The following is a 24,180-nucleotide window of genomic DNA, read 5'->3' as shown; positions in this document are numbered from 1 at the left end:
GCGACGACGCATGCATGCGACAGGCCGCTCCGCAAAGCGAACGCGGGCTGCCTTGTTCTATCAGCGTGCAGATTGTTTTAAAAGACGTGTTCAGCGTCTTTTTTTCTTTTGATGTATTTGGAGATACCATGAAATTCCTTGATCGCCTGGAAGAGTGGTTGATTGCTTCCTTAATGGCGCTGGCAACCATCCTTGTTTTTCTTGCTGTAGTCCATCGTTATGCATCGGGGCTACCTATTCCGTGGGTTCAGGACGAGCTGATCAAAATCAATACGAGTTGGACGCAGGAGTTATGTATCTACATGTTCGTGTGGATGGCTAAATTCGGTGCGGCTTACGGCGTGAGGGTGGGTATTCACGTGGGTGTGGATGTTTTGATTAATAAGTTAAATACGCCATGGCGAAATAAATTCATCATATTTGGCCTGCTTGCCGGGGCCTTGTTTACCGGCATCGTCGGTACTCTGGGTGCAAGATTTGTATGGGGAATCGCCCATACCGATTCGGTCTCGGCCGACCTGGAAATACCGATGTGGATCGTGTACCTGGCGGTTCCGCTTGGGTCTTATCTGATGTCGTTTCGTTTTTTGCAAGTGACATGGACGTTCTTGAAGTATGGCGAATTGCCTAAGCACGATCATGCGCATGTACAAGGTATTGACGATGCAGCCGATATCGAACATGTGGGAGGTAAGGCATGAACGCATTAATTATTTTTGTCTTGTTGTTTGCGTTAATGTTGACCGGCATGCCGATCTCGATTTCGCTCGGCTTAACGGTGTTAACTTTCCTGTTCACGATGACCACGGTGCCGATTGAGTCGGTGGCGTTAAAATTGTTCACCGGTATCGAGAATTTTGAAATCATGGCAATCCCGTTCTTTTTATTGGCGGGTACGTTTCTGACGCATGGGGGAGTAGCCAAGCGCATGATCCGGTTTGCGACAACGTTGGTCGGTCATTGGCATGGTGGGATTGGCCTTGCCGGCGTGCTCGGTTGTGCACTGTTCGCATCGGTCTGCGGCTCCAGCGTTGCTACGGTCGCGGCCATTGGATCGGTGGTTTTGCCGGAAATGGTCAAGCAGGGATTTCCTAAAAAATTTGGCGCGGGCGTTATTGCTACCTCAGGTGCGCTGGGTATTTTGATGCTGCCATCGGTCATCAAGGTGATTTATGCAGTGTCGACTAATACCTCAATCGGCGAGCTGTTTATAGCTGGACTGGTGCCGGGGCTGATCCTTACCGGGATGTTGTGTCTGACCACGTGGAATATTGCCCGAAAAAATAATTATCCGCGTTTGCCAAAAGCTAGTTGGCGTGAACGTTGGGCGGCTTTCCGTGAATGTTCGTGGGGGTTGTTTCTGGTCGTGATCGTGATTGGTGGGATTTTTAGCGGTATATTTACGGCCACGGAAGCGGCGGCAATGAGCGCCGTGTATGCCTTCCTGGTGTCTATTTTTGTCTATAAAGACATGACGATAAAGGGTGTGCCGCGCGTCTTGCTGGAGTCGGCCGCCATGTCTGCGATGTTGTTATACATTATTACTAACGCCACTTTGTTTTCTTTTTTAATGACTTCGGAAAACGTGCCGCAGGCATTGACGGAAGCTATCTTGCATATGGGTCTCGGCACGGTCGGGTTTCTGGTGGTGGTCAACCTTTTGTTGTTGTTGGCGGGAAACGTAATGGAGCCCTCTTCAATTATTTTGATTATGGCGCCAATTTTAGTACCGGTTGCGATAAAACTTGGCATTAACCCCATCCATTTCGGGATCATGATGATCGTCAATATGGAGATAGGCATGTGCCATCCGCCGGTGGGTTTAAACCTTTATGTGGCGTCGAGTATTACCAAAATGGGTATTACCGAGTTGACCAAGGCGGTTTTGCCCTGGTTGCTGACGATGCTGGTATTTTTGGTAATAATCACTTATCTACCGCAGATAACATTATGGCTGCCTAATCTGATTTATAGATAGCCGGCATCGGTTGGGGATGCGCTCCCCAACTGGCTTCGTGCTTATATAATTTGCAGGCTAAAACGAATTAAGGAGCTGCCTTAGAGGACGGGTACGCCTTAATAAAGTTGACCAGTTCACGTGCATAGAGTGGCAAGTTGTCGAGCTTTTGAACCACAATACTTCTTTCACGCACGGCCCATGGCTCATCCAGTTCAACGATGGATAATTGCATGGTATGACTGTGCCGCAGCGCCGCGGATTGCGGCATGACGGCGATACCGACATTGGTTTCGACCATGCGACACATAGCCTCAAAGCTGCGTACCTGAATCCGTAATCGTAAGGTTTTTCCACTTTCAGAGACGATTTGATTTAGAAAGTGATGTAGCGAACTACCTTCATATAATCCGATTTGTTCGTAGGGGATCGTTTCAGCGAAGCTGATTTTTTTGATTGCTGCAAGCGGATGATTGACTGCTGTGACCAATACCAGGCGGTCGGTGGAAAAATTAATAACCTCAAGGCCTTGATTATGGATCGGTCCGGCGACAATACCAATGTCAGCAGTTCCCTCAAGTATTCCCCGCAAAATACCTTGGTTAAGGCGCTCTTCTAACGAAATGTTGACATGGGGATACTTGGCAAGATAAGCGCCCAGCACCTCTGGCATGAATTCTGTTACGGCAGTGGTATTTGCAAATATTCTAATATAACCTTTGATCCCGTTATTGTATTGCTGCAAATCACTGGTTAGACGCTCTACCTGTTGCATAAATTGCTGAGCATGGTGCAAAAAAGTTTCGCCTGCCGGTGACAGGCAAATGCCTTTATTTTCCCGATAAATCAGACGCATGCCAAAGCGGCTTTCGAGTTCCTTGACCCTGCTACTGGCAGCAGCCAGCGACATATGAATGCGCTCGGCGCTACGGGTAAGACTTTTCAGTTCGGCGATGTAGATAAATAAACGTAAATCAGTCAGGTCAAATAACATAAATTATTACTCTCATCAAATAACGGTATCGGTATCCATTGAACACCGCACCATCTTTATAATTTTTCCGTAGTAAGGCTGAAGCAAAACGATGATATCGATCCACTACACTTTTTATGCGCCACCACGGTCATCATTCTGTTCGCCTTTGCCATCCTGTAGTGGGCTGCAAGCCTGATCTAAAAAAGCGGTCATGGCGGATATTTGTGCAAATCGATCAAATCTTAATTTTTGTCTATATTAACTGCGCAGTATAAAGATTAACTGCGTAGTATAAAGAATCATTAATTTACAATTTTGTGTTTGTATTCCACAAACGCTGCGTTAGTAACATATTACTTTCAACCTGTCCCTGCGTGCGCGATACCTACTTTATTCAGTCATACACTAATTATCATCATTTGTTTAATAGCGAAGTTTAAAGCCTGCTTAACCAGCACATAAATCGGGCAAAATGATGCACACGGAAGCCTTAATATCAATCAAAGACTGGCGCTCAATAAAGCTAACATAAATGAAAAATAAAACTCTCAATCTGCAAGAATGGGTAGGCCGTAGCGAGACAGTGACCGACATCATCTCGCCTACACCTGTAGCCGCGCTATCGGCCACGCTAGATTTAGGTATCGATCGACCCCAATCGGGCACGCCGTTACCGGCGCTTTGGCACTGGCTCTATTTTTTGCCGCTGCATGCGCAATCTTTGTTAGGCGCTGACGGGCATGCTCAGAAGGGTGGTTTCATGCCGCCGGTCACGCAACCACGGAGGATGTGGGCTGGTAGTCAACTCAAATTTCACTCGCCGATATGTGTCGGCGACGCGGTGGAGCGCGTATCAACCATCGCAGAGGTGCGGGAAAAAGACGGCCGCAGCGGTCGACTGACTTTCGTAAAAGTGCAGCATCAGCTCTTTTGTAACGGCGCAACTGACGCTGCATTGACTGAGTTCCATGATATTGTTTATCGCGATCCACCTGTCATAGGACAGGCCGCGGTGCAGCCAGAGAAAGCACGCACCGATCCTGAATGGACATTACGGATAACGCCCAGCGAAACATTCTTATTCCGCTATTCTGCGTTAACCTTTAATACACACCGGATTCATTACGATCGTAAGTATGCGACAGAAGTTGAAGGATATCCTGGTCTGGTCGTGCATGGACCGCTGATTGCTACTTTGTTAATTGCGCTGGTCCGCCGTGAAATGCCGGATCGGGTGATTATGCATTTTGAATTTCGGGCCATACGACCGACCTTTGATCTGCACCCTTTTTCGGTTCATGGTGCGCCAACTGGAGACGGTAAAACTGTGCATTTGTGGGCGCAAGACCACGAGGGCTTTTTGACCCTCGATGCGACGGTTACGCTCGCTTAATCGGCTTACGGGCCTGGGCGGCACCTGTTTTTCCTCCCATACTTTGCAGGAATCTATCTTGATTGATCATATTGACCATCTGGTACTAACGACACGTGATAAGGCGAAGTCGATTTATTTTTATACGCAGGTGCTCGGCATGGCACTCGATACATTCGGAGCGGGTCGTATAGCGTTCAAGTTTGGCGAGCAAAAAATTAATCTGCATGAAGTTGGCCTTGAGTTCTTGCCCAAGGCTGCTATACCGACTCCAGGCTCTCTCGATTTATGTTTTATCGCTGGCATTCCGCTTGAACAAGTCATCGTCACGCTGGGCCGACACAATATTCCGATTATCGAGGGTCCTGTTCAGCGCACCGGAGCTAACTGGCCAATTCGGTCAGTTTATGTCCGTGATCCAGATAATAATCTTATCGAGATATCCGAAAAAGCGACAACGATCTACGGTTAATTACCATACCGGAAGGTCGCGTCGCGTAGTTTTAGGTTTGTACTAGTAACGATATACGCGTTCACCGTCAATACGGACGCGATTTCCTGTTCGCAGGTCACCAACGCTATCTTGCGTGTACGTCTGATAGCCGCCGTTATCCAACCGCACGCCGATACGATACATGTCGTGCGTCGGCGTATTGTTGCGTTGCTCAATCTGGTTACCTACCATTGCACCGCCCACTGCGCCTGCGACGGTTGCAACGGTTCTTCCTCGACCGGCACCGACTTGAGTTCCAAGAAGTCCCCCGACAACTCCCCCGAGCACTGTGCCTACACCCATACTACTTCCGCTATTGTTGTTGTCGTTGGTCTGCACCAACTGTATGGCGTCGACGACGCCATATGTGCGGGAATAGGATTGTGATGATCTAGGATATGCCTGTGGGTTCGGAGCATATGACTGTGAGTTAGCCGCATATGACTGTGAGTTAGCTCGATAAGGCTGCGAAGCTGACTGATCGTAATAGTTTGGCGCGGCGCAGCCACTGACGAGGGCCGCTGCCACAATTATTGTGGCAGCTATTGTGTATTGGTTTTTCATTTTGTTTATATTAATTAGTGTTGGTTCGCGGCAAGTAATCTGAACATCCTGTGCGCTGATCGGCGCTTCTTTATTATCCAGATCGTTATGATGGCAACTGCGGTGCTTAGTCACGTTTGAGGTTGGAATGGGTGTCCAACCTCAAACGTTGGCTTGTCAAAGCTAAGGATTAATAACCGTAATTTTTAGCCACGCTATTACCTAAATAGCCGCCACCCACTACACCTGCAACGGTCGCAAGCGTACGGCCATTACCGCCACCCACCTGATGTCCCAGCAGTCCACCAATAACCGCGCCGGTAGCTATTCCTAACGGACTCACTTGTGCCACGGGACTCGCTTGAGCTACCTGGCGGGACTGCTGGATCGGCGCTTGGTATTGGGGCGTCCGCTCGGCCTGTGCATAAGGTGAATCATGATGACGATAGACATGATGGACTACTGTTTTTTGTTTTGTAATAGTGCGCGTCGGTTCAACCTGATAACCCGCCACCGCAGGGGAGGCAACCGGCTGCATGTATTGATAGCCGTTTGCTGTCTGCACTAATACCGGTGCGCCTGTTTGCAACGTGGCGGGTACAGCCATTGCCAGGGGTGCGGCAGCCATTGCGGTTGGCGCTTGCGCCCCAACGCCATTTCCGTGAGAACTCGGGAGAAAGCCCGCAATCGCTGCGACCCCAAGCAAGCTTGCCAAGATAACAGACCCAGCCGCGCCAGCGACCAATGGATGGATACGCGTTGTTGATTGACTGACTTCCATTTGATTCTCCAGAGAACGTTGACAGTGATTTGATTGTACGAACGTATTGGCCCCTTACACAGCGAGATTCTGTATCAGGTGTTTCTAATTGCAACACGGATGCATGTTCGACGCGGTTCACCACTCAACTTGCGGCGCTTATTACCTTACTTAACCGATCAAAACTCTCAGGGGTCATCTCGTTTGGCTGGGTAACGAGCGCGCTTGCCAACGCGGCGTGCGCAATCGATGGTGGACGTTCATTGCCAATAATCTGAATGGCAGCAGCAGCGATTTGTTGTGCCCGCCTGGCATTCTTCATCAGGTTGCCAATCGCCATCTCTGCCGTTACGTGAGCTTCTCTTGGGTGCCAACAATCGAAGTCGGTCACCATGGCCAGCGTGGCGTAAGCGATTTGTGCCTCTCTGGCTAACTTTGCTTCCGGCATATTGCTCATACCGATGACGCTTGCCCCCATGCTGCGGTACCAATGCGATTCTGCCTGCGTTGAAAATTGCGGCCCTTCGATGCAAACATAGGTGCCACCGCGATGCAACTTAACGGATTGCGTCAGATTTACTTCATTGAAGGCACGCGCCAGTGCGTCGACGACATTTGCACAAACTGGTTGCGCCATTGAGACGTGTGCGACCGCGCCATCTCCAAAAAAGGTGTTTACGCGCCGCCGGGTCAAATCAATGAACTGATCAGGGAGAACCATATCGAGCGGTTTCATTTCTTCCCGTAGCGAACCCACGGCAGACATTGAAATAAGATAGCGCACGCCAAGTTGTTTCATCGCGTGGATATTGGCACGATACGGGATCTCGGACGGGATCAGTCGATGTCCGCGCCCGTGGCGAGCCAGAAATGCTATCGGCACATCATGCACAATGCCAGTAACGATCACATCGGAAGGTTTGCCGAAAGGTGTGTCTAGTATGTGTTCCGTCGCATTCTGCAGGGCCTCCATGTGGTAGAGACCGCTGCCGCCGATAACGCCAATAAGAGCTTGTTGCATGAAAGTGTCCTTTATTTGATAGTTGTGTAAAGTATGGTCGTAGCTTTAGTCATAACTAGGGTCGTATCAATGTTCGTATCAATGTTCGTATCAATGGTCGTATCAATGGTCGTATATTGCACTCAAATTCTTACACCCGTTGTTTCATGCAAAGTGTAAGAATTCATAGCATGGTACCGACTTAGCTTTGACCTTAACACTTACTGAAGCCTTAACATGATCAAGTACGTTTTGCTGGCATACCCGCATCCTTTGAACGTCGCTAAGGCGAAGTCGTCTTTTGACTATTGTGATTGCTCTGCTACCACGCTGTTATCAATGGGACGACCTGACGCTCGTCTGCACTTGAGCCCGGACGATTCGGTTGCCCCAACACGCCTGGCAATTGGTTCAGCGCCATTTTCGTCAGGCAGGTGATCTGATGAAGCGTTTGGTTCTTGTTGGTGGCGGACATGCACATCTTTCGGTGCTGCGCGCCTTGGCGCAAAAAAAGACACCCGGCGTCGAGGTCACGCTGGTCACACCAAGTACTCACCAGAACTACTCCGGCATGTTACCGGGATGGATGGCGGGTCATTACGTCCAGGCGCAGTGTCGGATTGATTTGCTATCTTTAGCGCAGACGGCGCGCGTGCACATGGCGGTGGACCGCATTGCGGGCATCGACGCCGATCAGCATTGTGTGCGCTTGCCAGATGGTCGGCGACTTGAATACGATCTGCTGTCGCTGGACATCGGCAGTGAAATCGACTTGTCGTGGCTGGAGATGGCGGGCAATAAGCTCTTGCCGGTCAAGCCGCTGGATGATTTTTTCGTAGCCTGGCCAAAAATTCTGGCTTGCGCAAGAGAACAGCCAGGGTATCGACTAGTTGTTGTCGGTGGTGGCGCTGCCGGGGTGGAGCTAGCCTTGGCAGCACGTTACGCATTTTCACGCGCCAATATTCAAGGGCGTGTCGAGTTAGTTGTGTCCGAGTCGGGCCTGCTGGCTGGTCATGCTGCTGGCGTACAAGGTCGCATCAAGCATTTTCTGGCTAGGGCAGGCGTCTTTGTACATCGCCAAAGAGCAGTGGGCGTCGAAGAAGGCGTGATGTTGTCAGATGGCACCCTGTTGCCAGCAGACTGTGTGATTGCCGCAACTGGCGCACGCGCCCCTTTATTACTTAAATTCTCCAAATTGATGCTGGACGAAAACGGCTACATCGCCGTTAATGGATTTCATCGCAGTCTCTCGCATCCAAATGTTTTTGCCGCAGGTGACGTCTGTGCGCGGCAAGACGTGGCGATGGTGCGCTCGGGCGTGCATGCGGTGCGGGCGGGTCCCGTGCTCGCCGCGAACCTGCTGGCCACACTTATGGGTACACCGCTCGTGACCTATCAACCGCGGCAGCGGTCATTGTATTTACTAGCATGCGGCCCACAATACGGCGTTGCATCCTGGGGTGGCTTCAGTGCGGAAGGAAAATGGATCTGGCGTTGGAAAGACCGGATAGACCGGCGTTTTATTCAGCGGTTTTCAGCCCCATAGCGATCACATGATGCATTGATCAACGACAGAGGGGGGTAAAGGTGATCCGGGTTTGGGGCTTTTGGTTAACATAGCAAAATTAACATAGCAAAAGCTCGGCAACAAGATTTGGGCGATTCTCCGCCAACACCGGAGTGCAATAACCCCCGATGCAATTTAAAACACATTTTGTTGGTATCATCATCGCGCTCGACGAGCGCAGACAACCCGGATTTTATTGGTGGTGAATATTGGTTGTTAATTATTGGAGGCACCGATAGATTTTTTTGCTGCCACATGGCGTCGCCAGTATCATTCCAGAAAGTGCCAGAAATAACAAAATTACAAGGAGTGGAGATGGATAGTGAAGAAAGACTGCTAAGTGACGCTGGCACCCCAATAGTAGAGAACACCGCGCTGCTTACCGAAACTGAGTTCCTTAATAGCTTAAGGAAACAGATGGTCAAATTTGCCACCCTACAACTGTCCGATCCACATCTTGCGGAGGACGCAGTGCAAGAAGCGCTCATCGGCGCATTGAAGAATGCCAAGTCATTTGGTGGACGCGCAGCGTTGAAAACCTGGGTATTCGCCATTCTTAAAAACAAAATCGCGGATGTATTGCGGCAAAAGCAACGCCTGGTATATGCCAGTAACCTTATGCACGAGAACGAAGAAGATGAAGACTTCTCTGAGTTGTTTGATGGCAAAGGTTTCTGGCAGGCGGATGAACGCCCTGCAGCATGGGGTAATCCAGAGGAATCTTTTCGAGAAAATGAATTCTGGTGTGTATTTGAAGACTGTTTAGAGAATTTACCCGGCAATCAAGCGCGGGTTTTTATGATGCGCGAATTTATCGAGCTTGATTCCGACGAGATCTGCGAGACAGTAGGCATCACCGTCAGTAATCTTAACGTCATGTTGCACCGCGCCCGCCTGCGCCTGCGCGAGTGCCTTGAGAACCGTTGGTTTGAAAAAAAGGATCAGCCATGCTGAACTGTCAGAATGTCACCCGTCTGCTTTCGGAGTCGCAAGAGCGAACACTCACCTTGCAGGAGCGCATGTCGCTAAAAATGCATGTGATGATGTGTTCCGGATGCCGGAACTTTGGAAGGCAAATGCATACGCTTCGTCAAGCAGCGCGCGTTTATGCGCAGCGGAAAGATGCGCGTACAGGCAAGACTGACGAATAATTTTTCGTCGTCCCGGCAGGGCGGTATAAGTAAACATCGACAAATTAAACGATAGTTCCAGCAACGTTATAAATTGTCAATCAGAGCGGTATCCGCTATTTCTTTTCCAATCACATGAGCCATGGACCGACTGACGCCCCTCCTAAACCATTTTTCCCTGCGCGCCGGTATCTTCTACACCGGCAATATTTGCGGCATTCACGATTTCCAGGAAGACGCATTGCGCGGCCACATACACTTGATCAGGAAAGGACCTGCGCGAATATTTGGCGTGCAAAAAGAGGTGATCGACATTATCGAGCCCACTATCTTGTTCTTGCCGCGTCCAAAGACACATAGCCTGATCGCGGATGACCGCGCTGGCGCTGATGTCGTATGCGGCACCATACAATTCGGCAGCGGCGGTGGAAACCCGATCACAGATTCGCTCCCGAGTGTCGTGTTGGTACAACTTGCAGCGCTTCCCGGAGTAGAAGCGCTGATGGGGCTGATGTTTGACGAGGCATTGTCTGCGCAGTCTGGCAGTCAGGCAGTGTTGGACCGGTTGTGCGAAGTGTTAATGATACGGTTACTTCGATACTGCATCGATCAGGGCTTGACGCAAGGCGGCACCCTGGCCGGACTCGCCGACAGCCGTCTTGCCAAGGCGCTCATCGCGATACAGACAGATCCTGCCCGAGCGTGGACGCTATCAGACATGGCGGCCGCAGCAGGTATGTCGCGCGCCCGCTTTGCTGTTCGGTTCCGAGCAATTACGGGGCAGACGCCTGCAGACTATCTGGCCTCGTGGCGTGTCGTGAGTGCGCAAAGATTATTGTTACAAGGGCTGCAACTTAAACAGATTGCCTTTGATGTCGGGTACGGCAGCGCTAGCACGTTGACCCGTGTATTTGTCCGAAAGCTGGGACGCTCTCCCATCCATTGGCTAAAGGAGCAATCTGAAACGCAGGGACACCAGAACGAGACGCACGGTGCACTGCCAAAACCACGGGTGGAATAAAATGAGATATGACGCAACGTGGCCGGGGAATCCTCCTGCGACCGAAAGTTTTTGCGTGTTTAAGGATTAACAATCATGTCAAATACCAAAGTTATTCACGATCTGTCCCCCGTCGATCATGCTACTGCTCAGGGTTCGCAAAAAGAGTTGCTAGACGTGGCACTTAAACAAGTCGGGTTCGTTCCGGCAATGTACCTGAACATGGTCAACGCTCCTGCTGTATTAAGTACCTATCTGCATGGCTACGATTTATTTCGTAAAGAGTCGCACTTCACGCCCGCCGAGCAGGAAGTGGTGTTCCTATCAATTAGTCAATTCAACGGTTGTACCTACTGTACAGCGGCGCATAGCATGATTGCGGACAAAGTTTCCAAGGTACCTAAGGCTGTATTGCAAGCGATACGGGATCAACAGCCCATCCCAGACGCCAAGTTAGCAGCGTTGGCGGCAATGGCGGTAGAAATGGTTGCAAAACATGGTCAGCCTGATCCTGCAATAGTGAAAGCATTTATCCAGGCGGGTTATCAAGAGCTTGATCTGCTTTATATCGTATTAGCTGCATCAGTCAAAACGCTTAGCAATTATAGTAATCAAGCTTTCGGCACACCGGTTGATGCGATGTTTGCCGATTATAAGGTGGTTTAATCGCTGTTGCTGGAAGCCGGTCTCGGTACCGATAGGTATTAATCCATGTAGCAGTAGCGCCGCTCCAGATGATTTCGTAGACAATCGAGCGCAAATCCCATGCCATCCGTTTCGTGTCCAATGAAAGTTATAAAGAGGCACGGAACCGGCATGCCAGCCAGTGATCCAGCGAAAGCTTGCCGGGACCCCGGGCTATCAGCACCAGCAACACGGTTGCCCAGACGCCATGCGTCGGGTAAGCATCAGGATAAACAAAGATTTCTATAATCATGGTCATGCCGAGTAAAGCTAGTGCAGAAAATCGGGTCGCGAGGCCAAGTAATAGCAAGATTGGGAAGATATGTTCAGCGGAGGCTGCCATGAACGCTGCGGCCTCCGGCGGAATCAGCGGCAGCTTATATTCGGTCTGAAACAACGCCAGGGCCGATGCCGATAAGTGTGGCCAGCCAAGGTGAAACTCACCGTTGATCAGGTCAATGGCCAAGCCCTCAATTTTGGTCTGACCCGACTTCCAGAACACCGCAGCGATCGAAAATCGCCCGACGGCCGCGATCAGGGAGTCAGGAATCTTTCCGAACGCCGCAATCATCCACTGAATTGACCTGACCGATATTGATAGGCCGACCGCTCTCACGCTTGTTAAGCCTTGAAGGGACATCATGGAGCTGCCTTTTTTGAGGTTTGAATGGATGAAATGGCGTTCACCCTGACCAGCAGTACCAGGATACTGGTAAGGTCAAAGTCCGGATGCGCAGCGCTGGCCCTCTCAGCCGCACTCCCCAGACAGGTCCCCAGCAAGAGATTGGCAACAAAATTGCTGGCGCCAGCGGTCAGGTTAATTATTTCGACATTGAGTTGGGATCGTATCACCAGCGCATTGTCGGGCAGGTAGGGATCGACAGTTGCAATATCCGCGATACCCTGATGTGCTGCCCAAAGCGATACCACGGCGTACTGCGAGCGTAAGAGTCGTACCGAGGGATGGAAGCCAATTCGCAAATTTGGAAGTTCATCGACGTCCTCCAAGGCTGAAACCAGAGCGGACGCCGGAAGTGCATCTGCATCGTGCGCGTGATAGGCATGGACCTCTAACATTTCCAGTCGGGCCACGTCGGCTAAATAGGGGACAGCTGCAGCGGGCGCGAAGTTTTGGATGAAGGTGGGAAACGCCTCGCCATAGAAAGTCAGCACCTGCGATCGAGGCGGCTCTTTGCTTACAAAAAGTCGCGCCATTGCACCAAAAAATAATTCCCCCACTAATTCCTGGGTCACCGGAAACGTGTCAACCAGTGCATTGATAAGCGAGGAAACCACATTATTGCGATACACCGCAAAACGCGCAGCGGGATCAGCGCCGTTCCAGGTTGTGAGGCCTGACGGAGGCGGGCGGTCAGGATCAAGCAGGGCCTCGAAAAACGCTTGTTGTCCTTTCATGGTCCCATCTCCCCGCTTAGTATTTTCAGACGCGCAGCGTGAAGCATGCACTCAGCCTGCTGGCTCTCTGCGACGAGGATATCTAAAGGCGGAATGTCATCGTCGCGTTCGATCAGCGTGGCGACCGCGCCGACGTGCTCCAACGTGTATGCGTATAGATCCCAAACCGCTTGCGCGATTGGCGAGCCGTGACTATCGATTAGAAGCGGGTCGCCATTGGCATCCTGTTCCCGCGCAAATCCCGCCAGGTGGATCTCGCCCACAGCGGCGTGTGGCAGAGCAAGAATGTTGGCATACGGATCGCGGTGATGGTTGATGCAGGAGACATATACGTTGTTGACGTCCAGAAGCAGACCGCAGCCAGTGCGACGCACAACTTCGCTGATGAATGCGGTTTCTGGCATGGTGGATGCGGTGAACTCGACATAGGTCGCCGGGTTTTCTAATAGCATGCGACGTTTCAGATGTGCCTGAACCTGGTCTATGTGGTCGCAAACGCGTTGCAGTGTTTGCACGTCGTACGGCACCGGCAGCAAGTCGTTTAAAAACACCTCGCCATGACCTGCCCAGGCCAGATGCTCCGAAAATGATTGGGGCGCATAACGGTCGATCAATGCGCCGAGTTTGTCGAGGTGAGCAAGATCAAGCGGCGTGACGCCCCCTATTGATAAGCCGACGCCATGAATGGACAGTGCGTATCGCTCTCGGATACGGGTTAAATAATGGTGAAAGGGGCCGCCGTCCACCATGTAATTTTCGGCATGAATTTCAAAAAATCCAAGGTCGGGCCAGCTTTCGACGATTTGCTGAAAATGCTCAGGTTTAAGTCCCACGCCAGCGCGTGTGGGCAAGGTGATCTCCTGAAAGCAAGCGGAGGCGCCGCAGCGCTGCGGCACATAAGGGCGAGGTATCGTCATCGTGGGCGCTCCGTTATTCTGATGTCAACAATCAGGTTTTATTTGCGCTAAACTCTTTGAGCTGACCAAAGCCAGTCGTGGAAGTCTTGGATGCGGTCTTTTCGCAAGTGCCGGCCGGGACCAGTTTGAAGGAATTGCCCTGGTAGTCAACTTTGGAAGTTCCCGCGCAAGTGGTTCCAGCTCCGGCCTTGCAGTCGTTCTTCCCCTTTAGAGAGACACCGAAACATTTTTCCTGGCCAGCCATCTTGTCGCCGGCGGCGCTTGCGGGTGCCGAGGTAACGATCAGGGCAGCACCCAGTGCCAGGGCTAGGGTCGCTGCAGTAGTGCGTTGCGTCATGGTGAGGGTTGTCATGTTAATTCCTTTACAATTGATAAGAGGATTGCTCCAGAGGAGCGCCAAATGTATAAGCAATGCGCGCAGGCGCTATTTAACACCTTTGCAAGCTTACCGCATACATAGTCGCCGGAAGGTGGCCACTTCTTACACATCAGCCACGATATTGCTTCCAAGGCAGGTCTGGTCGCCGATTCCGATAAAACGGTATATTTAGAAGTCAATCCATCGCCATGACCACAAGGTAATCTACTTGAGCAGTGAAGACTACGATGTGTTTACCGTCAAGGCGGTTCAGGCGACGCGTGCGGTATCTTCTTTGCAGCCAGTACAAGGCAAAGTTACATTGCCTAAAAGAACGGCTTGGGCGCATTTTTGGCTAAGAAATAGCCCGGAAGGTGCCGATGTGAGGTTGTGCCGAAACGGTGGTTGCATCATGGCAAGCAGATAGTTCATGTGGAACTGTAATAAATTATCACCCTTACGCGACAGATCACCGTATACACAATTGTGGAGGAAAATTAATGAAAGCTGCCTTAAAACTGATTGTGTTGTTTTGCGCCGTGCTGCTTGTGCAGGGCGCCATGGCGGCAGACGCGCCACTTAGACTTGGTGTCGGCCTATTTCAACCCGACAAGGATAAAAATGACGCAACCTATCGCCCCCTGGCGAACTATCTCTCAGAAAAATTAGGCCGAAAGGTCGAATTGCGAACGGTCGATAGCTGGGAGGGGCTTGCCAAGTCACTGGCCAATGGCGAGACCGACATCGGTTTACTCGGCCCGTGGGGTTATGTATTGGCTAATCAGGAAGCCGGGGCGCAGGTCGTTGCCACCATTCTCTATGATGGTAAGCCCGAGTACTACGGAATCATGGTTACGCATCCGAATTCTGGCATCAACAAGCCGTCGGATCTGAAGGGCAGGACATTTGCGTTTGGCGACAAAGGGTCGACATCCGGTTACCTGATTCCACTGCACTACTTCATGACGCAGGGCATCATTCCTGAAACGTACTTTAGCAAGGTACTTTATACCAAACATCAGGCCATTGAGACGCAGGTTACCCAAGGCGTGCTTGACGCAGGAGCCGACTACAACCGGAATCGTAATGCGATGATCGAGCAAGGTCTCATCAAGGCTGATCAGTCGAAGATCATCTGGCAATCCGATCCGTTGCCCAATGATGCTGTCGCGGTCAGCGCAGCGTTATACGCCGACAAAGCCTTTGTGACAAGATTGAAGGCGGCCCTCACGGGCGTTACACAAGCGTTGAAGAAGCAACCGGACCTGCTGCCGGCCCACTACACCGGCTTCGTAGCGCGTGATAATTTGTTTTACAAGCCGATTCGTGATGCCGGGCTTGCCACGGGCACATTGAAAGTAAAATGATGGCCCGGCGGCTCATCGCCTCTTTTCGGGGACGAGCAGGTTTCTTTGTATTGTGCGTGATGTATGCAAGCCTGGTAGCGGTATGTCTGGGTACGCTGACGCAAGAAAGAGAACTGTCGCTGGGGCGCAACCCGCTCGCCAATATTATTAAAACAGCCAGCGAATTTGCGCGGCCAAGTTTCCTTGATGCCTGGTTTGGCGATACGCGCCTTGAATACAAGAGCGATGACGGGACTGTGCTGCGTGTAGAAAATCGGCAGGTCGTAGAGCGAGGGTATCTGTCCGGGCTGGCGTCGGCAACTTGGGACACCATCCGGATCGCAACGCTAGGGTCCTTGCTGGGGGCGCTGTTAGGGTTGCCGCTAGCTTGGCTAACAGCTCAAAATATGGCAATGCCCAAGCCTGTTGCGTGGGGTGCCAAGGCGCTGTTGGATATCACGCGCTCAATACACACGCTAGTCTTCGGGCTGGTGCTGGTCGGTATCGTCGGCCTCGGGCCAACCGCGGGGATATTGGCAATTGGTTTGCACTCGATGGGAACCTACGGAAAATTATTTGCCGAGTCGATCGAAAGCCTGGACATGGGCGCGATTGAGGGAGTGCGCAACGTGGGTGCTACCCCGCTTCAGGTGTTTTTTAACGCGGTCTGGCCTTCGGTACTGCCCCAGTTCGTATCGAGTCATTTGTATATTTGGGAATTTAATATACGCGATTCCACCATCCTTGGCGTCATCGGTGCCGGAGGGCTGGGAATGCTCATCTCCGAAGCTGCTTCTCTATTCCAGTGGGGCCGCTTATCCACCGTACTCATTGTGATTGTCGCACTCGTGTTTTCATTCGATGCAATGAGTCGGCGCATTCGGCAGCTATTAATATGAATAAAAAAACGATTATTGCGTTGAGGGAGGTGGTTTGCGTAGCGGGTGACCGTGCCATACTGGAGATTGACAATCTCAACATTATGGAAGGCGAACGCATCGCTGTGCTGGGGGCAAATGGCGCGGGGAAATCGACCTTGCTGCGACTTATCGGCGGTCTCGTGTGTCCACACCATGGTGTTGTGCAGGTACTCAATCGATCGCTTGGTGATCCCCTTGCGCCAAAGGCACAACGTGCATTGCGCCGCGATGTCGGACAGATCATGCAGGGGCTGCATCTGGTGCCGCGCTTGACCGCCATTGAAAACGTATTGATTGGATGCCTGGGACGGGTCAGTGGATGGCGTAGCTGGGTTCGCTGGTATCCACCCGAGGAGGTCGAAGAGGCCAAAGCTGCCTTGAAGGCGGTCGGCATGGTTTCTCGTGCCGACACCAAAGCGGATCGCTTGTCTGGTGGTGAGCGTCAAAAAGTTGCGATTGCGCGTTTGTTGATGCAGGGACCACGATTGATCCTGGCCGATGAACCGACTGCGGCGCTTGATCCAGCAGCCGCAGCGGATGTCTGCCAGTTATTAGTAAGGGCAGCAACTGGCGCTACCTTGATTACTGTGGTGCACAATCCGTCATTGCTGCCGGTTCTGGCCGATAGAGCGATTGGTATCCAGCACGGCGTTATCGTATTTGATTGTCCGGTTGCCGAGGTGACGGATGCGCGGCTGGTCAATCTGTATCGCCCCGGCGAACGTAAGCAGGCGCGTTTTTCGACGATTGCAGGCGGCCAACTGGTCTCCCAAACGAATGCAGCCAAATGAACCAGGAATTTGCGAATTGCGTGCAGCATTTCGAGGCGGGCCGTTTTGGTCGTTTAACCCTGCCCGATTCTTACGGTCAGCCCTGAAGGGTCGTCGTTGAATTCCAATCTGACCGAAAGGATTAATAGGGTGTGTAAGAATTCAATCGTCCATTCCGACTATAGTGACAAGACCCCGCGCCCAATCTTTGTATTGTGTAGCCGAACTGGTAACTATTGAGGACCATCATGCACGCCACACTGCCATTGCTTCAGACCACCGATTTTCCGCACCTGATTCGCCACCAACTGACCACGCTGCAGGTCAATCTCGGCTATCGCTGTAATCAGTCCTGTGTGCATTGCCACGTCAACGCAGGGCCCAACCGCACAGAAATGATGGATGCTGAAACGCTCGACATGATCCCGTCGGTGCTCGCAGCACGGCGTATCACCACCCTTGATCTCACCGGTGGCGCACCCGAACTGCACGAAGGATTCAGGCAACTGGTGCGCGAAGCAAGCGCCTTGGGCGTAAAGGTGATCGACCGCTGCAACCTCACCATCTTGTTCGAGCCACAGCAGGAGGATCTGGCTGAGTTTTTAGCCGGGCACCGTGTTGAGGTCGTCGCATCGTTGCCCTGTTATTCCCTCGCGAACGTGGACAAACAGCGCGGCGAGGGCGTGTTCGACAAGAGTATCGCGGCACTACAAAAGCTCAATGCGCTTGGTTATGGACAAGAAGGGTCCGGGTTGACGCTCAATCTGGTCTTCAATCCGCAGGGAACATCTTTGCCGCCTGATCAGGTCACGTTGCAGGCCGACTACAAGCGCGAATTATTCAGTCACTTTGGCATTGTGTTCAACGAACTGTTTGCGCTGGCCAATATGCCGATACAGCGCTTTGGTTCAACACTCATCTCCAAGGGACAGTTTCATGATTACATGCAGTTGCTGAAGGATAACTTCGCCGCTGCCAATCTTGCCAGTGTGATGTGCCGCAACCTGGTCAGTGTCGATTGGCAAGGCTTTCTTTATGATTGTGACTTCAATCAACAACTCGGGCTGGCATTGCCTTCGGCCACCGCATTGGCCCAATTGCGAGACGGGCGACCGCATTTGCGCAATCTACTGACAGATGATCCTGCAGGCCGGGCGATTCGGGTAGCCGACCACTGCTACGGTTGTACCGCAGGTCAGGGCAGCAGTTGCGGCGGTGCACTGAAAGATGAAAGTTGTAAAACATGAAGCGATCATTGGTCGTTTTACTGATTATTGCATTGGTCATCAGCTTCTTTGCGTTTAACCTCAACCGTTTCCTGACACTGGAATCGCTCAAACAAAGTCACGACGGATTCGTTGCGCTTAAAGCGCAGTCTCCCTGGCTAGTGGCTGCAGTCGGCTTTGTATTGTATGTGCTCGTCACCGCACTGTCTTTGCCGGGAGCGTTGGTCATGACCCTGGCCATGGGTGCCTTGTTTGGTCTGGTTGTTGGAACGTTGCTGGTATCGTTCGCCTCCAGTATCGGCGCGACATCAGCGTTCCTCGCTTCGCGCTTTGTGCTGCGGGACACCGTGCAGCAACGTTTCGGCGGCAAGCTCAAAGCGATTAACGATGGGGTGGCCAAAGACGGCGCACTTTACCTGTTTACGTTGCGCCTGGTACCGGTATTTCCTTTCTTTCTGATCAACCTGTTGATGGGCCTGACGCCGATGCGTACCCGCACGTTTTATTGGGTCAGTCAGCTAGGAATGCTCGCCGGCACGCTGGTGTTCGTGAATGCCGGCACACAGCTGGCGCAATTGCAGAGTTTGTCCGGCATCCTGTCTCCCGGGCTATTGTTGTCTTTTGTACTGTTGGGAATATTTCCGATGATCGCCAAAAAAGTCACCACGTGGCTGCAAGGTCGCCGGGTATATGCGAAGTGGCAGCGTCCTAAGAAATTTGACCGTAATCTGGTGGTGATCGGTGCCGGTGCAGCAGGTTTGGTCACGGCCTACATCGGTGCCGCAGTAAAAGCAAAAGTGACGCTGATCGAAGCCCACAAGATGGGAGGCGATTGCCTGAACTACGGCTGCGTGCCAAGCAAGGCGTTGATTAAGTCGGCCCGTATCGCCCATCAGATGCGTCATGGCGAGCACTACGGTTTGACCTCGTGCGAACCAAATTTTAGCTTCCGTACGGTAATGGCGCGGATACAGACCGTGATCCGGGCGGTGGCGCCCCATGACAGCGTGGAACGCTACAACGAATTAGGCGTGGAAGTGCTGCAGGGATACGCCCGTATCGTGGATCCGTGGACGGTGGAGGTGACGCTCAATAGCGGTGATATCCAGCGTTTGACCACCCGCAGCATCGTCATCGCCACCGGCGCCCAGCCGTTCGTGCCGCCGATTCCCGGCTTGGATGAAGTAGGCTTTGTCACCAGTGACACGCTGTGGGACGCGTTCTCCAAACTAGACGCGCCGCCGCGCCGCCTGGTGGTGTTAGGTGGCGGTCCGATTGGTTGCGAACTGGCACAAAGTTTTGCACGTCTGGGGTCCGCAGTAACGCAGATTGAAATGGCTCCCCGCATCATGATCCGTGAAGACGAAGAAGTCTCCGAACTGGCGCACGATTCGCTCACCCGCGATGGCGTGGCCGTGCTCACCGGTCATAAGGCACTGCGCTGCGAGCGTGAACTGGTAGACGGACACGAGCGCAAGTTCATCGTCGTAGAACACGGTAGCACAGAGCAGCGCATCGAGTTTGATGCGTTGCTCTGTGCGGTGGGACGGGTGGCTCGGCTGACCGGCTACGGTCTGGAAGAGTTGGGTGTTGAAACCCGGCGCACAGTGGTCACCAATGATTATCTGGAAACCCTGTACCCGAACATCTTCGCTGCCGGAGACGTCGCCGGTCCCTATCAATTGACACATATCGCTGCGCATCAGGCTTGGTATGCGGCGGTCAACGCATTGTTTGGCGATTTCAAAAAATTCAAGGTCGACTATTCGGTGATTCCCTGGGCCACCTTCATTGACCCGGAGGTTGCTCGCGTGGGACTCAACGAACAGGAAGCCAAAGAAAAAGGCATCGCCTATGAACTTACCAAATATGGACTCGACGACCTGGATCGTGCTATCGCCGATGGCGTTGCGCATGGCTTTGTCAAGGTGCTGACCGTGCCGGGTAAGGATCGCATTCTAGGCGTAACCATCGTTGGGGAACACGCAGGTGATCTTCTGGCCGAATTCGTATTGGCGATGAGACATGGTCTGGGCCTCAACAAAATTCTCGGCACAATCCACATCTACCCGACCATGGCGGAGGGCAACAAATACGCTGCAGGCGCATGGAAACGGGCGCATGCCCCGCAGCGCGTATTGGCGTGGGTATCGCGTTATCACACATGGAAGCGCGGTGGCGCAATATGATCCGGTTCATCTTGAGGACGCTTCTGGTACTTCTCGTGCCGCTAAGTGCAGCTTTCGCGGCTCCTCTGCAGGTCGTCGGTTTCGATCATTCCAGCTGGGATAGTCTGCTCAAAAAGCATGTCATTTACGTTCGCGAAGGGCAGGCCACGCAGGTCGACTACGCAGGGTTCAAGGCGGATCGCGGAGCGCTGGAGCACTATCTGGCCAGCACCTCCGCTATCGCCCGGCCTGAGTTTGACAAGTGGAGTAAATCTGCACAACTGGCCTTTCTGATCAATGCTTACAATGCCTGGACCGTTGCATTGGTGCTGACGCGCTACCCGGACGTCGCGTCGATCAAGGACCTGGGTTCTTTCTTGCAATCGCCATGGAAAAAAAGCTTCATTCCCTTGCTGGGCGACACGCGCTCGCTCGATGATGTCGAGCATGGACTGATACGCGGTTCCGGTCGTTACAATGATCCGCGCATCCATTTTGCTCTCAATTGCGCCAGTATTGGTTGTCCCGCCCTGCGGCCAGAGGCGTATACGGCAGAGCGATTGAATGCCCAGTTAGAGGATGCGACGCAGCAATTTCTCTCGGACCGCACGCGTAACCGGTTTGATAAAAATACACTCAAGGTGTCAAGTATCTTCAAGTGGTATCGGGAAGATTTCGAAAAGGGCTGGCGCGGTGCCAACAGCGTTGGACAGTTCCTGACGATCTACCGTCAACCCCTGGGCCTTGATCTGGAAGTCGCCAATCGTCTTTCGGCAGGCGAGATTGCCATTGACTTCCTTGACTACAACTGGCATCTGAATGCAATCACAGAACCCCGACAAAGCCGCAAGCCATGAAACTCTCCATTATCGTACCGGTACTTAATGAAGCCGCTGTGCTGCCATTGCTCCTTGAGCGACTCTTGCCCTTGGTGCGACACGGTTGCGAGGTTATTATTGCAGACGGTGGCAGTGATGATGGCTCTGACGGGATCGTAGAATGCGCTGGCTTTACGGTGGTGCGCGCACCCCGTGGCCGTGCGCGCCAAATGAATGCCGGTGCGGCATGCGCCACCGGCACGGTACTCTTATTTCTGCATGCCGATACGCAATTACCGGAGGGAGCCGGTGTGTTGGTAGCACAGGCGCTCTCAAGCGGCGCATACCGTTGGGGACGTTTCGATGTCTGCATTGCAGGGCGTCCTGTCATGTTGCGCGTGGTCGGGTGCTTGATGAATCTGCGCTCGCGTTTAAGCGGTATTGCCACCGGTGATCAGGCCATGTTTGCTACCCGTGCGGCTTTTGATGCGGTGGATGGTTTCCCGGATCAACCATTGATGGAAGACGTCGAACTGTCCAGGCGCTTGCGCAGGGTCTCACGTCCGGCCTGCATAGCCCGCTGCGTGACCACCTCTGGCCGGCGCTGGGAGACACGCGGCGTGTGGCGCACGATCCTGTTGATGTGGCGGTTGCGCTGGGATTATTGGCGAGGGGTGCCCGCTCAGCAGCTGGCAGAGGAGTATCAATGAAACCGGTCCGTATCGTGATTTTCGCCAAGGCGCCGCAGCCAGGTGTCGCCAAGACTCGTCTGATTCCGGCGCTTGGTGCACAGGGGGCGGCCGATCTGGCGCGGTGCATGCTGTTGCGCACACTGCATGAAGCCGTTGCTGCCGGAGTGGGGCCGGTTGAACTGTGCGTGACACCATCTTCGGCAGCGCCCATATGGCAGACACTCGGCGTCCCGGAGGCGGTGCAATGGTCGGATCAGGCGGAGGGCGACCTGGGGAAACGACTGGCAGTTGCGGCACAGCGTGTGCTGGAAAATGGCGAATCAGTGTTGCTTATCGGGACTGACTGTCCGGAATTGGGGACTGCCTGCTTGCAACAAGCCGCCCGTGATTTACAGCGCACTGATACCACGCTGTTTCCCACGTTTGACGGCGGCTATGCGCTACTTGGTCTGAACCTTTTCCACTGCTCCCTGTTTGAGGGTATCGCGTGGAGCACCAACACCGTTGCCTTTGAGACGCGGTATCGTATTGGTCAACTCGGCTGGACATTACAAAACCACCCAATGCTGCACGATATCGATGAACCCTCTGATTTGAAGTGGCTTCCCAAGTCATGGCTGGAAATGACGGGCGCTTAACGTTGGGAAGAGTGTGGTTGCGGTCTGCAGCGCAGATGCTGGCAGGATGGACAAGAATCGTTAAGCGCCAAATCGCAGTCAGGCGCGAGGAAAGACCGGCTTTTCAATGTTTTGAAGGTGCCGGGAAAGTTTTCGATATATACCCATGCACGCTATTTAGAGAACGCTGTAACATGAACGAATCTCAAAAATCGTCATGAAATAGGTTTTATTAAGTAAACTATTTGAAAATAATATTTCGACAATATGTAAGAAACCGACGACCTCGTCCGACAAAGCAACAAGGCCTTACAGATCAGAAACCTGTTAAATGGACAATGACTAACTTGCCGCAATTAAAAATTCTTTTATTATTCAAACTACCTTAAGGAGTCACAAATGAACCCAACACTATTAAAGTTGTCTGTTGCAGCTCTCACCGCCGCAACCTTTGCCCTGCCGGCGGCAGCGGCTAACGATATGTCAGGTGGTGCAAAGTGTGGCACCAAGTGCGCGCCAGCAAAAATGGTTAAGAAGAGCACCAAAATGAAAAAGTGCGGAGCCAAATGTGGTGCTAAGTGCGGAGCTAAGTGTGGTGCCAAGTGCGGCGCTAAAAAATAACGCCAGCGCACAACGGCGCCGGAGGGATCACGCAACCGGCGTTACCTCAATGATAAGGCTGCCAACATGAATAACGACGAATTTTCGCTGGCGATGAATCTCCTGACGCGACCGCAACGGGATCGGATGCGAGCCGCAGCGGAAGCCTTGCTGGCTTCTTATGTGGATTTATCTTCAAATAGGTCACATCTGCTCGCAGAAATTCTCGATGACAGTACACCACGTCAGTGGGCGCATTACCCGGAAGACGATGTCGTTGATCATACCAGCGGCTATCAATTTTTCTACCACTCCCATTCGCCCGATGACCGCGATCCAGCGATAGAGCATGGTCACTTTCACGTGTTCGCACGCCTTGATGTCCATGGACACACCATCGGGCTGGGTACGGAAGAGGCCTTTCTGAGCGATCTGAATGCAGAACCACTGGCTGAAGCCAGAACGATCAGCCTTCTTTGCGTTTCTCTGAGTGCCAAAGGGTTACCCAACGCCCTGTTTAGCGTTAATCGCTGGGTTACCGGCGATCATCTACTTAGTGCCGCGACCACGCTACGATTGATTCCCGGTTTCACAGTTCAGGTTGCGCATTACAGACGGGTGAGTAACTGGTTGGCGGCCCTTTTGGCGTTATTCTGGCCACAGATCGAGCATCTGCTGATCGAACGTGACAGGGTGCTGCTTGGATTAGGGGCAGGTCGCATTGATACAGGGCTGCTCGAAGATGAGTCAGTGGAGGTATTGTCGAGTGTGCCCATCGATATCGATCAGCAAATCGCCTGGTTGTTCGATGATGCGCGCTAGACAGATCGAATGCGGTATTTTAAGTATA

Annotated in this window: 27 protein-coding genes; 19 read left to right on the top strand and 8 right to left on the bottom strand. The window is 52.4% G+C overall.

The annotated features are described in order from the left end of the window. Positions 1–128 precede the first annotated feature (128 nt). Positions 129–701 (top strand): TRAP transporter small permease, encoded by a 573-nt coding sequence (locus HAV38_RS18100; RefSeq protein WP_168056778.1) that lies wholly within the window; start codon positions 129–131, stop codon positions 699–701. After that, positions 698–1,978 (top strand): TRAP transporter large permease, encoded by a 1,281-nt coding sequence (locus HAV38_RS18095; protein ID WP_168056777.1) that lies wholly within the window; start codon positions 698–700, stop codon positions 1,976–1,978. The genes HAV38_RS18100 and HAV38_RS18095 overlap by 4 nt, the downstream gene beginning before the upstream one ends. Positions 1,979–2,045: 67 nt before the next feature. Here HAV38_RS18095 and HAV38_RS18090 read toward each other — a convergent pair whose 3' ends face one another. Further along, on the bottom strand, positions 2,046–2,951 hold the full coding sequence (locus tag HAV38_RS18090; protein WP_168056776.1) for a LysR family transcriptional regulator: 906 nt from the start codon (positions 2,949–2,951) through the stop codon (positions 2,046–2,048). A 514-nt stretch (positions 2,952–3,465) separates the two neighbouring features. Here HAV38_RS18090 and HAV38_RS18085 point away from each other — a divergent pair. Both HAV38_RS18085 and HAV38_RS18080 read left to right on the top strand, forming a co-directional pair. Continuing rightward, complete coding sequence (locus HAV38_RS18085; RefSeq protein ID WP_168056775.1) at positions 3,466–4,326, top strand: HTD2 family dehydratase; 861 nt, start codon at positions 3,466–3,468, stop codon at positions 4,324–4,326. A 58-nt stretch (positions 4,327–4,384) separates the two neighbouring features. Then, positions 4,385–4,777, top strand: coding sequence for a VOC family protein (locus HAV38_RS18080; RefSeq protein ID WP_168056774.1), 393 nt, complete (start codon positions 4,385–4,387; stop codon positions 4,775–4,777). Between the two features lie 42 nt (positions 4,778–4,819). Here the strand turns inward: HAV38_RS18080 and HAV38_RS22185 are convergent, their stop codons facing one another. The 3 genes from HAV38_RS22185 to mtnP form a co-directional block, all read right to left on the bottom strand. Then, the gene (locus tag HAV38_RS22185) at positions 4,820–5,101 is read right to left on the bottom strand and encodes an outer membrane lipoprotein (RefSeq protein WP_311734889.1); all 282 of its coding nucleotides are present in this window, start codon (positions 5,099–5,101) and stop codon (positions 4,820–4,822) included. A gap of 430 nt (positions 5,102–5,531) precedes the next feature. After that, positions 5,532–6,122: a glycine zipper 2TM domain-containing protein gene (locus HAV38_RS22140; RefSeq protein ID WP_168056772.1), complete on the bottom strand. Its 591-nt coding sequence runs from the start codon at positions 6,120–6,122 to the stop codon at positions 5,532–5,534. Between the two features lie 124 nt (positions 6,123–6,246). Next, positions 6,247–7,122: an S-methyl-5'-thioadenosine phosphorylase gene (gene mtnP / locus HAV38_RS18065; protein ID WP_168056771.1), complete on the bottom strand. Its 876-nt coding sequence runs from the start codon at positions 7,120–7,122 to the stop codon at positions 6,247–6,249. 421 nt (positions 7,123–7,543) lie between these two features. Between mtnP and HAV38_RS18060 the strand changes: the two genes are divergently transcribed. The 5 genes from HAV38_RS18060 (at position 7,544) to HAV38_RS18040 (ending at position 11,464) form a co-directional block, all read left to right on the top strand. Next, complete coding sequence (locus HAV38_RS18060) at positions 7,544–8,647, top strand: FAD-dependent oxidoreductase (RefSeq protein ID WP_168056770.1); 1,104 nt, start codon at positions 7,544–7,546, stop codon at positions 8,645–8,647. A gap of 336 nt (positions 8,648–8,983) precedes the next feature. Continuing rightward, positions 8,984–9,622 (top strand): RNA polymerase factor sigma-70, encoded by a 639-nt coding sequence (locus tag HAV38_RS18055; RefSeq protein WP_168056769.1) that lies wholly within the window; start codon positions 8,984–8,986, stop codon positions 9,620–9,622. Further along, positions 9,616–9,819, top strand: a complete 204-nt coding sequence (locus tag HAV38_RS18050) for a zf-HC2 domain-containing protein (protein ID WP_168056768.1) — start codon at positions 9,616–9,618, stop codon at positions 9,817–9,819. The genes HAV38_RS18055 and HAV38_RS18050 overlap by 7 nt, the downstream gene beginning before the upstream one ends. Before the next feature lie 121 nt (positions 9,820–9,940). After that, entirely contained in the window at positions 9,941–10,819 is an 879-nt protein-coding gene (locus tag HAV38_RS18045) for an AraC family transcriptional regulator (protein ID WP_168056767.1), read from the top strand. Positions 10,820–10,894: 75 nt separating this feature from the next. Continuing rightward, positions 10,895–11,464 carry a carboxymuconolactone decarboxylase family protein gene (locus HAV38_RS18040; RefSeq protein WP_168056766.1) on the top strand — a complete coding sequence of 190 codons (570 nt, stop codon included), beginning with the start codon at positions 10,895–10,897 and terminating at the stop codon, positions 11,462–11,464. Positions 11,465–11,591: 127 nt separating this feature from the next. Here HAV38_RS18040 and HAV38_RS18035 read toward each other — a convergent pair whose 3' ends face one another. The 4 genes from HAV38_RS18035 to HAV38_RS18020 all read right to left on the bottom strand — a co-directional run bounded on the left by HAV38_RS18035 (position 11,592) and on the right by HAV38_RS18020 (position 14,167). Continuing rightward, positions 11,592–12,053 (bottom strand): DoxX family protein, encoded by a 462-nt coding sequence (locus tag HAV38_RS18035; protein WP_209216813.1) that lies wholly within the window; start codon positions 12,051–12,053, stop codon positions 11,592–11,594. Between the two features lie 68 nt (positions 12,054–12,121). Continuing rightward, positions 12,122–12,898 carry an HvfC/BufC N-terminal domain-containing protein gene (locus HAV38_RS18030; RefSeq protein WP_168056765.1) on the bottom strand — a complete coding sequence of 259 codons (777 nt, stop codon included), beginning with the start codon at positions 12,896–12,898 and terminating at the stop codon, positions 12,122–12,124. After that, on the bottom strand, positions 12,895–13,815 hold the full coding sequence (gene bufB, locus HAV38_RS18025) for an MNIO family bufferin maturase (RefSeq protein WP_168056764.1): 921 nt from the start codon (positions 13,813–13,815) through the stop codon (positions 12,895–12,897). Before bufB ends, HAV38_RS18030 begins: the two co-directional genes overlap by 4 nt. Positions 13,816–13,846: 31 nt before the next feature. After that, a complete protein-coding gene (locus HAV38_RS18020; protein ID WP_245182437.1) occupies positions 13,847–14,167 on the bottom strand; it encodes a BufA1 family periplasmic bufferin-type metallophore in 321 nt (106 codons plus the stop codon). A gap of 506 nt (positions 14,168–14,673) precedes the next feature. On the opposite strand from HAV38_RS18020, the gene HAV38_RS18015 reads away from it, so the two are divergent. The 10 genes from HAV38_RS18015 to HAV38_RS17970 all read left to right on the top strand — a co-directional run bounded on the left by HAV38_RS18015 (position 14,674) and on the right by HAV38_RS17970 (position 24,152). Continuing rightward, positions 14,674–15,540 carry a phosphate/phosphite/phosphonate ABC transporter substrate-binding protein gene (locus tag HAV38_RS18015; RefSeq protein WP_168056763.1) on the top strand — a complete coding sequence of 289 codons (867 nt, stop codon included), beginning with the start codon at positions 14,674–14,676 and terminating at the stop codon, positions 15,538–15,540. Next, a complete protein-coding gene (gene phnE / locus HAV38_RS18010) occupies positions 15,537–16,418 on the top strand; it encodes a phosphonate ABC transporter, permease protein PhnE (RefSeq protein WP_168056762.1) in 882 nt (293 codons plus the stop codon). Before HAV38_RS18015 ends, phnE begins: the two co-directional genes overlap by 4 nt. After that, positions 16,415–17,230, top strand: a complete 816-nt coding sequence (locus HAV38_RS18005) for a phosphonate ABC transporter ATP-binding protein (protein ID WP_168056761.1) — start codon at positions 16,415–16,417, stop codon at positions 17,228–17,230. Before phnE ends, HAV38_RS18005 begins: the two co-directional genes overlap by 4 nt. A 227-nt stretch (positions 17,231–17,457) precedes the next feature. Further along, positions 17,458–18,456, top strand: coding sequence for an arsenosugar biosynthesis radical SAM (seleno)protein ArsS (gene arsS / locus HAV38_RS18000; RefSeq protein ID WP_168056760.1), 999 nt, complete (start codon positions 17,458–17,460; stop codon positions 18,454–18,456). Continuing rightward, positions 18,453–20,624, top strand: coding sequence for an FAD-dependent oxidoreductase (locus HAV38_RS17995; protein ID WP_168056759.1), 2,172 nt, complete (start codon positions 18,453–18,455; stop codon positions 20,622–20,624). Before arsS ends, HAV38_RS17995 begins: the two co-directional genes overlap by 4 nt. Next, positions 20,621–21,460: a DUF547 domain-containing protein gene (locus HAV38_RS17990; protein WP_168056758.1), complete on the top strand. Its 840-nt coding sequence runs from the start codon at positions 20,621–20,623 to the stop codon at positions 21,458–21,460. Before HAV38_RS17995 ends, HAV38_RS17990 begins: the two co-directional genes overlap by 4 nt. Beyond that, a complete protein-coding gene (locus HAV38_RS17985; RefSeq protein WP_168056757.1) occupies positions 21,457–22,131 on the top strand; it encodes a TIGR04283 family arsenosugar biosynthesis glycosyltransferase in 675 nt (224 codons plus the stop codon). The genes HAV38_RS17990 and HAV38_RS17985 overlap by 4 nt, the downstream gene beginning before the upstream one ends. Further along, on the top strand, positions 22,128–22,751 hold the full coding sequence (locus HAV38_RS17980; RefSeq protein ID WP_168056756.1) for a TIGR04282 family arsenosugar biosynthesis glycosyltransferase: 624 nt from the start codon (positions 22,128–22,130) through the stop codon (positions 22,749–22,751). The genes HAV38_RS17985 and HAV38_RS17980 overlap by 4 nt, the downstream gene beginning before the upstream one ends. A gap of 378 nt (positions 22,752–23,129) precedes the next feature. Next, entirely contained in the window at positions 23,130–23,351 is a 222-nt protein-coding gene (locus HAV38_RS17975) for a hypothetical protein (RefSeq protein ID WP_168056755.1), read from the top strand. A gap of 66 nt (positions 23,352–23,417) precedes the next feature. Further along, positions 23,418–24,152, top strand: coding sequence for a DUF6969 family protein (locus HAV38_RS17970; protein ID WP_168056754.1), 735 nt, complete (start codon positions 23,418–23,420; stop codon positions 24,150–24,152). Positions 24,153–24,180: the final 28 nt, after the last annotated feature.

The organism is Glaciimonas immobilis (assembly GCF_011947285.1).
Taxonomy (GTDB): Bacteria; Pseudomonadota; Gammaproteobacteria; order Burkholderiales; family Burkholderiaceae_D; genus Glaciimonas; species Glaciimonas immobilis.
Note: the sequence above shows the minus strand (reverse complement) of the source record. Positions and strands in the feature narration are given on the sequence as shown.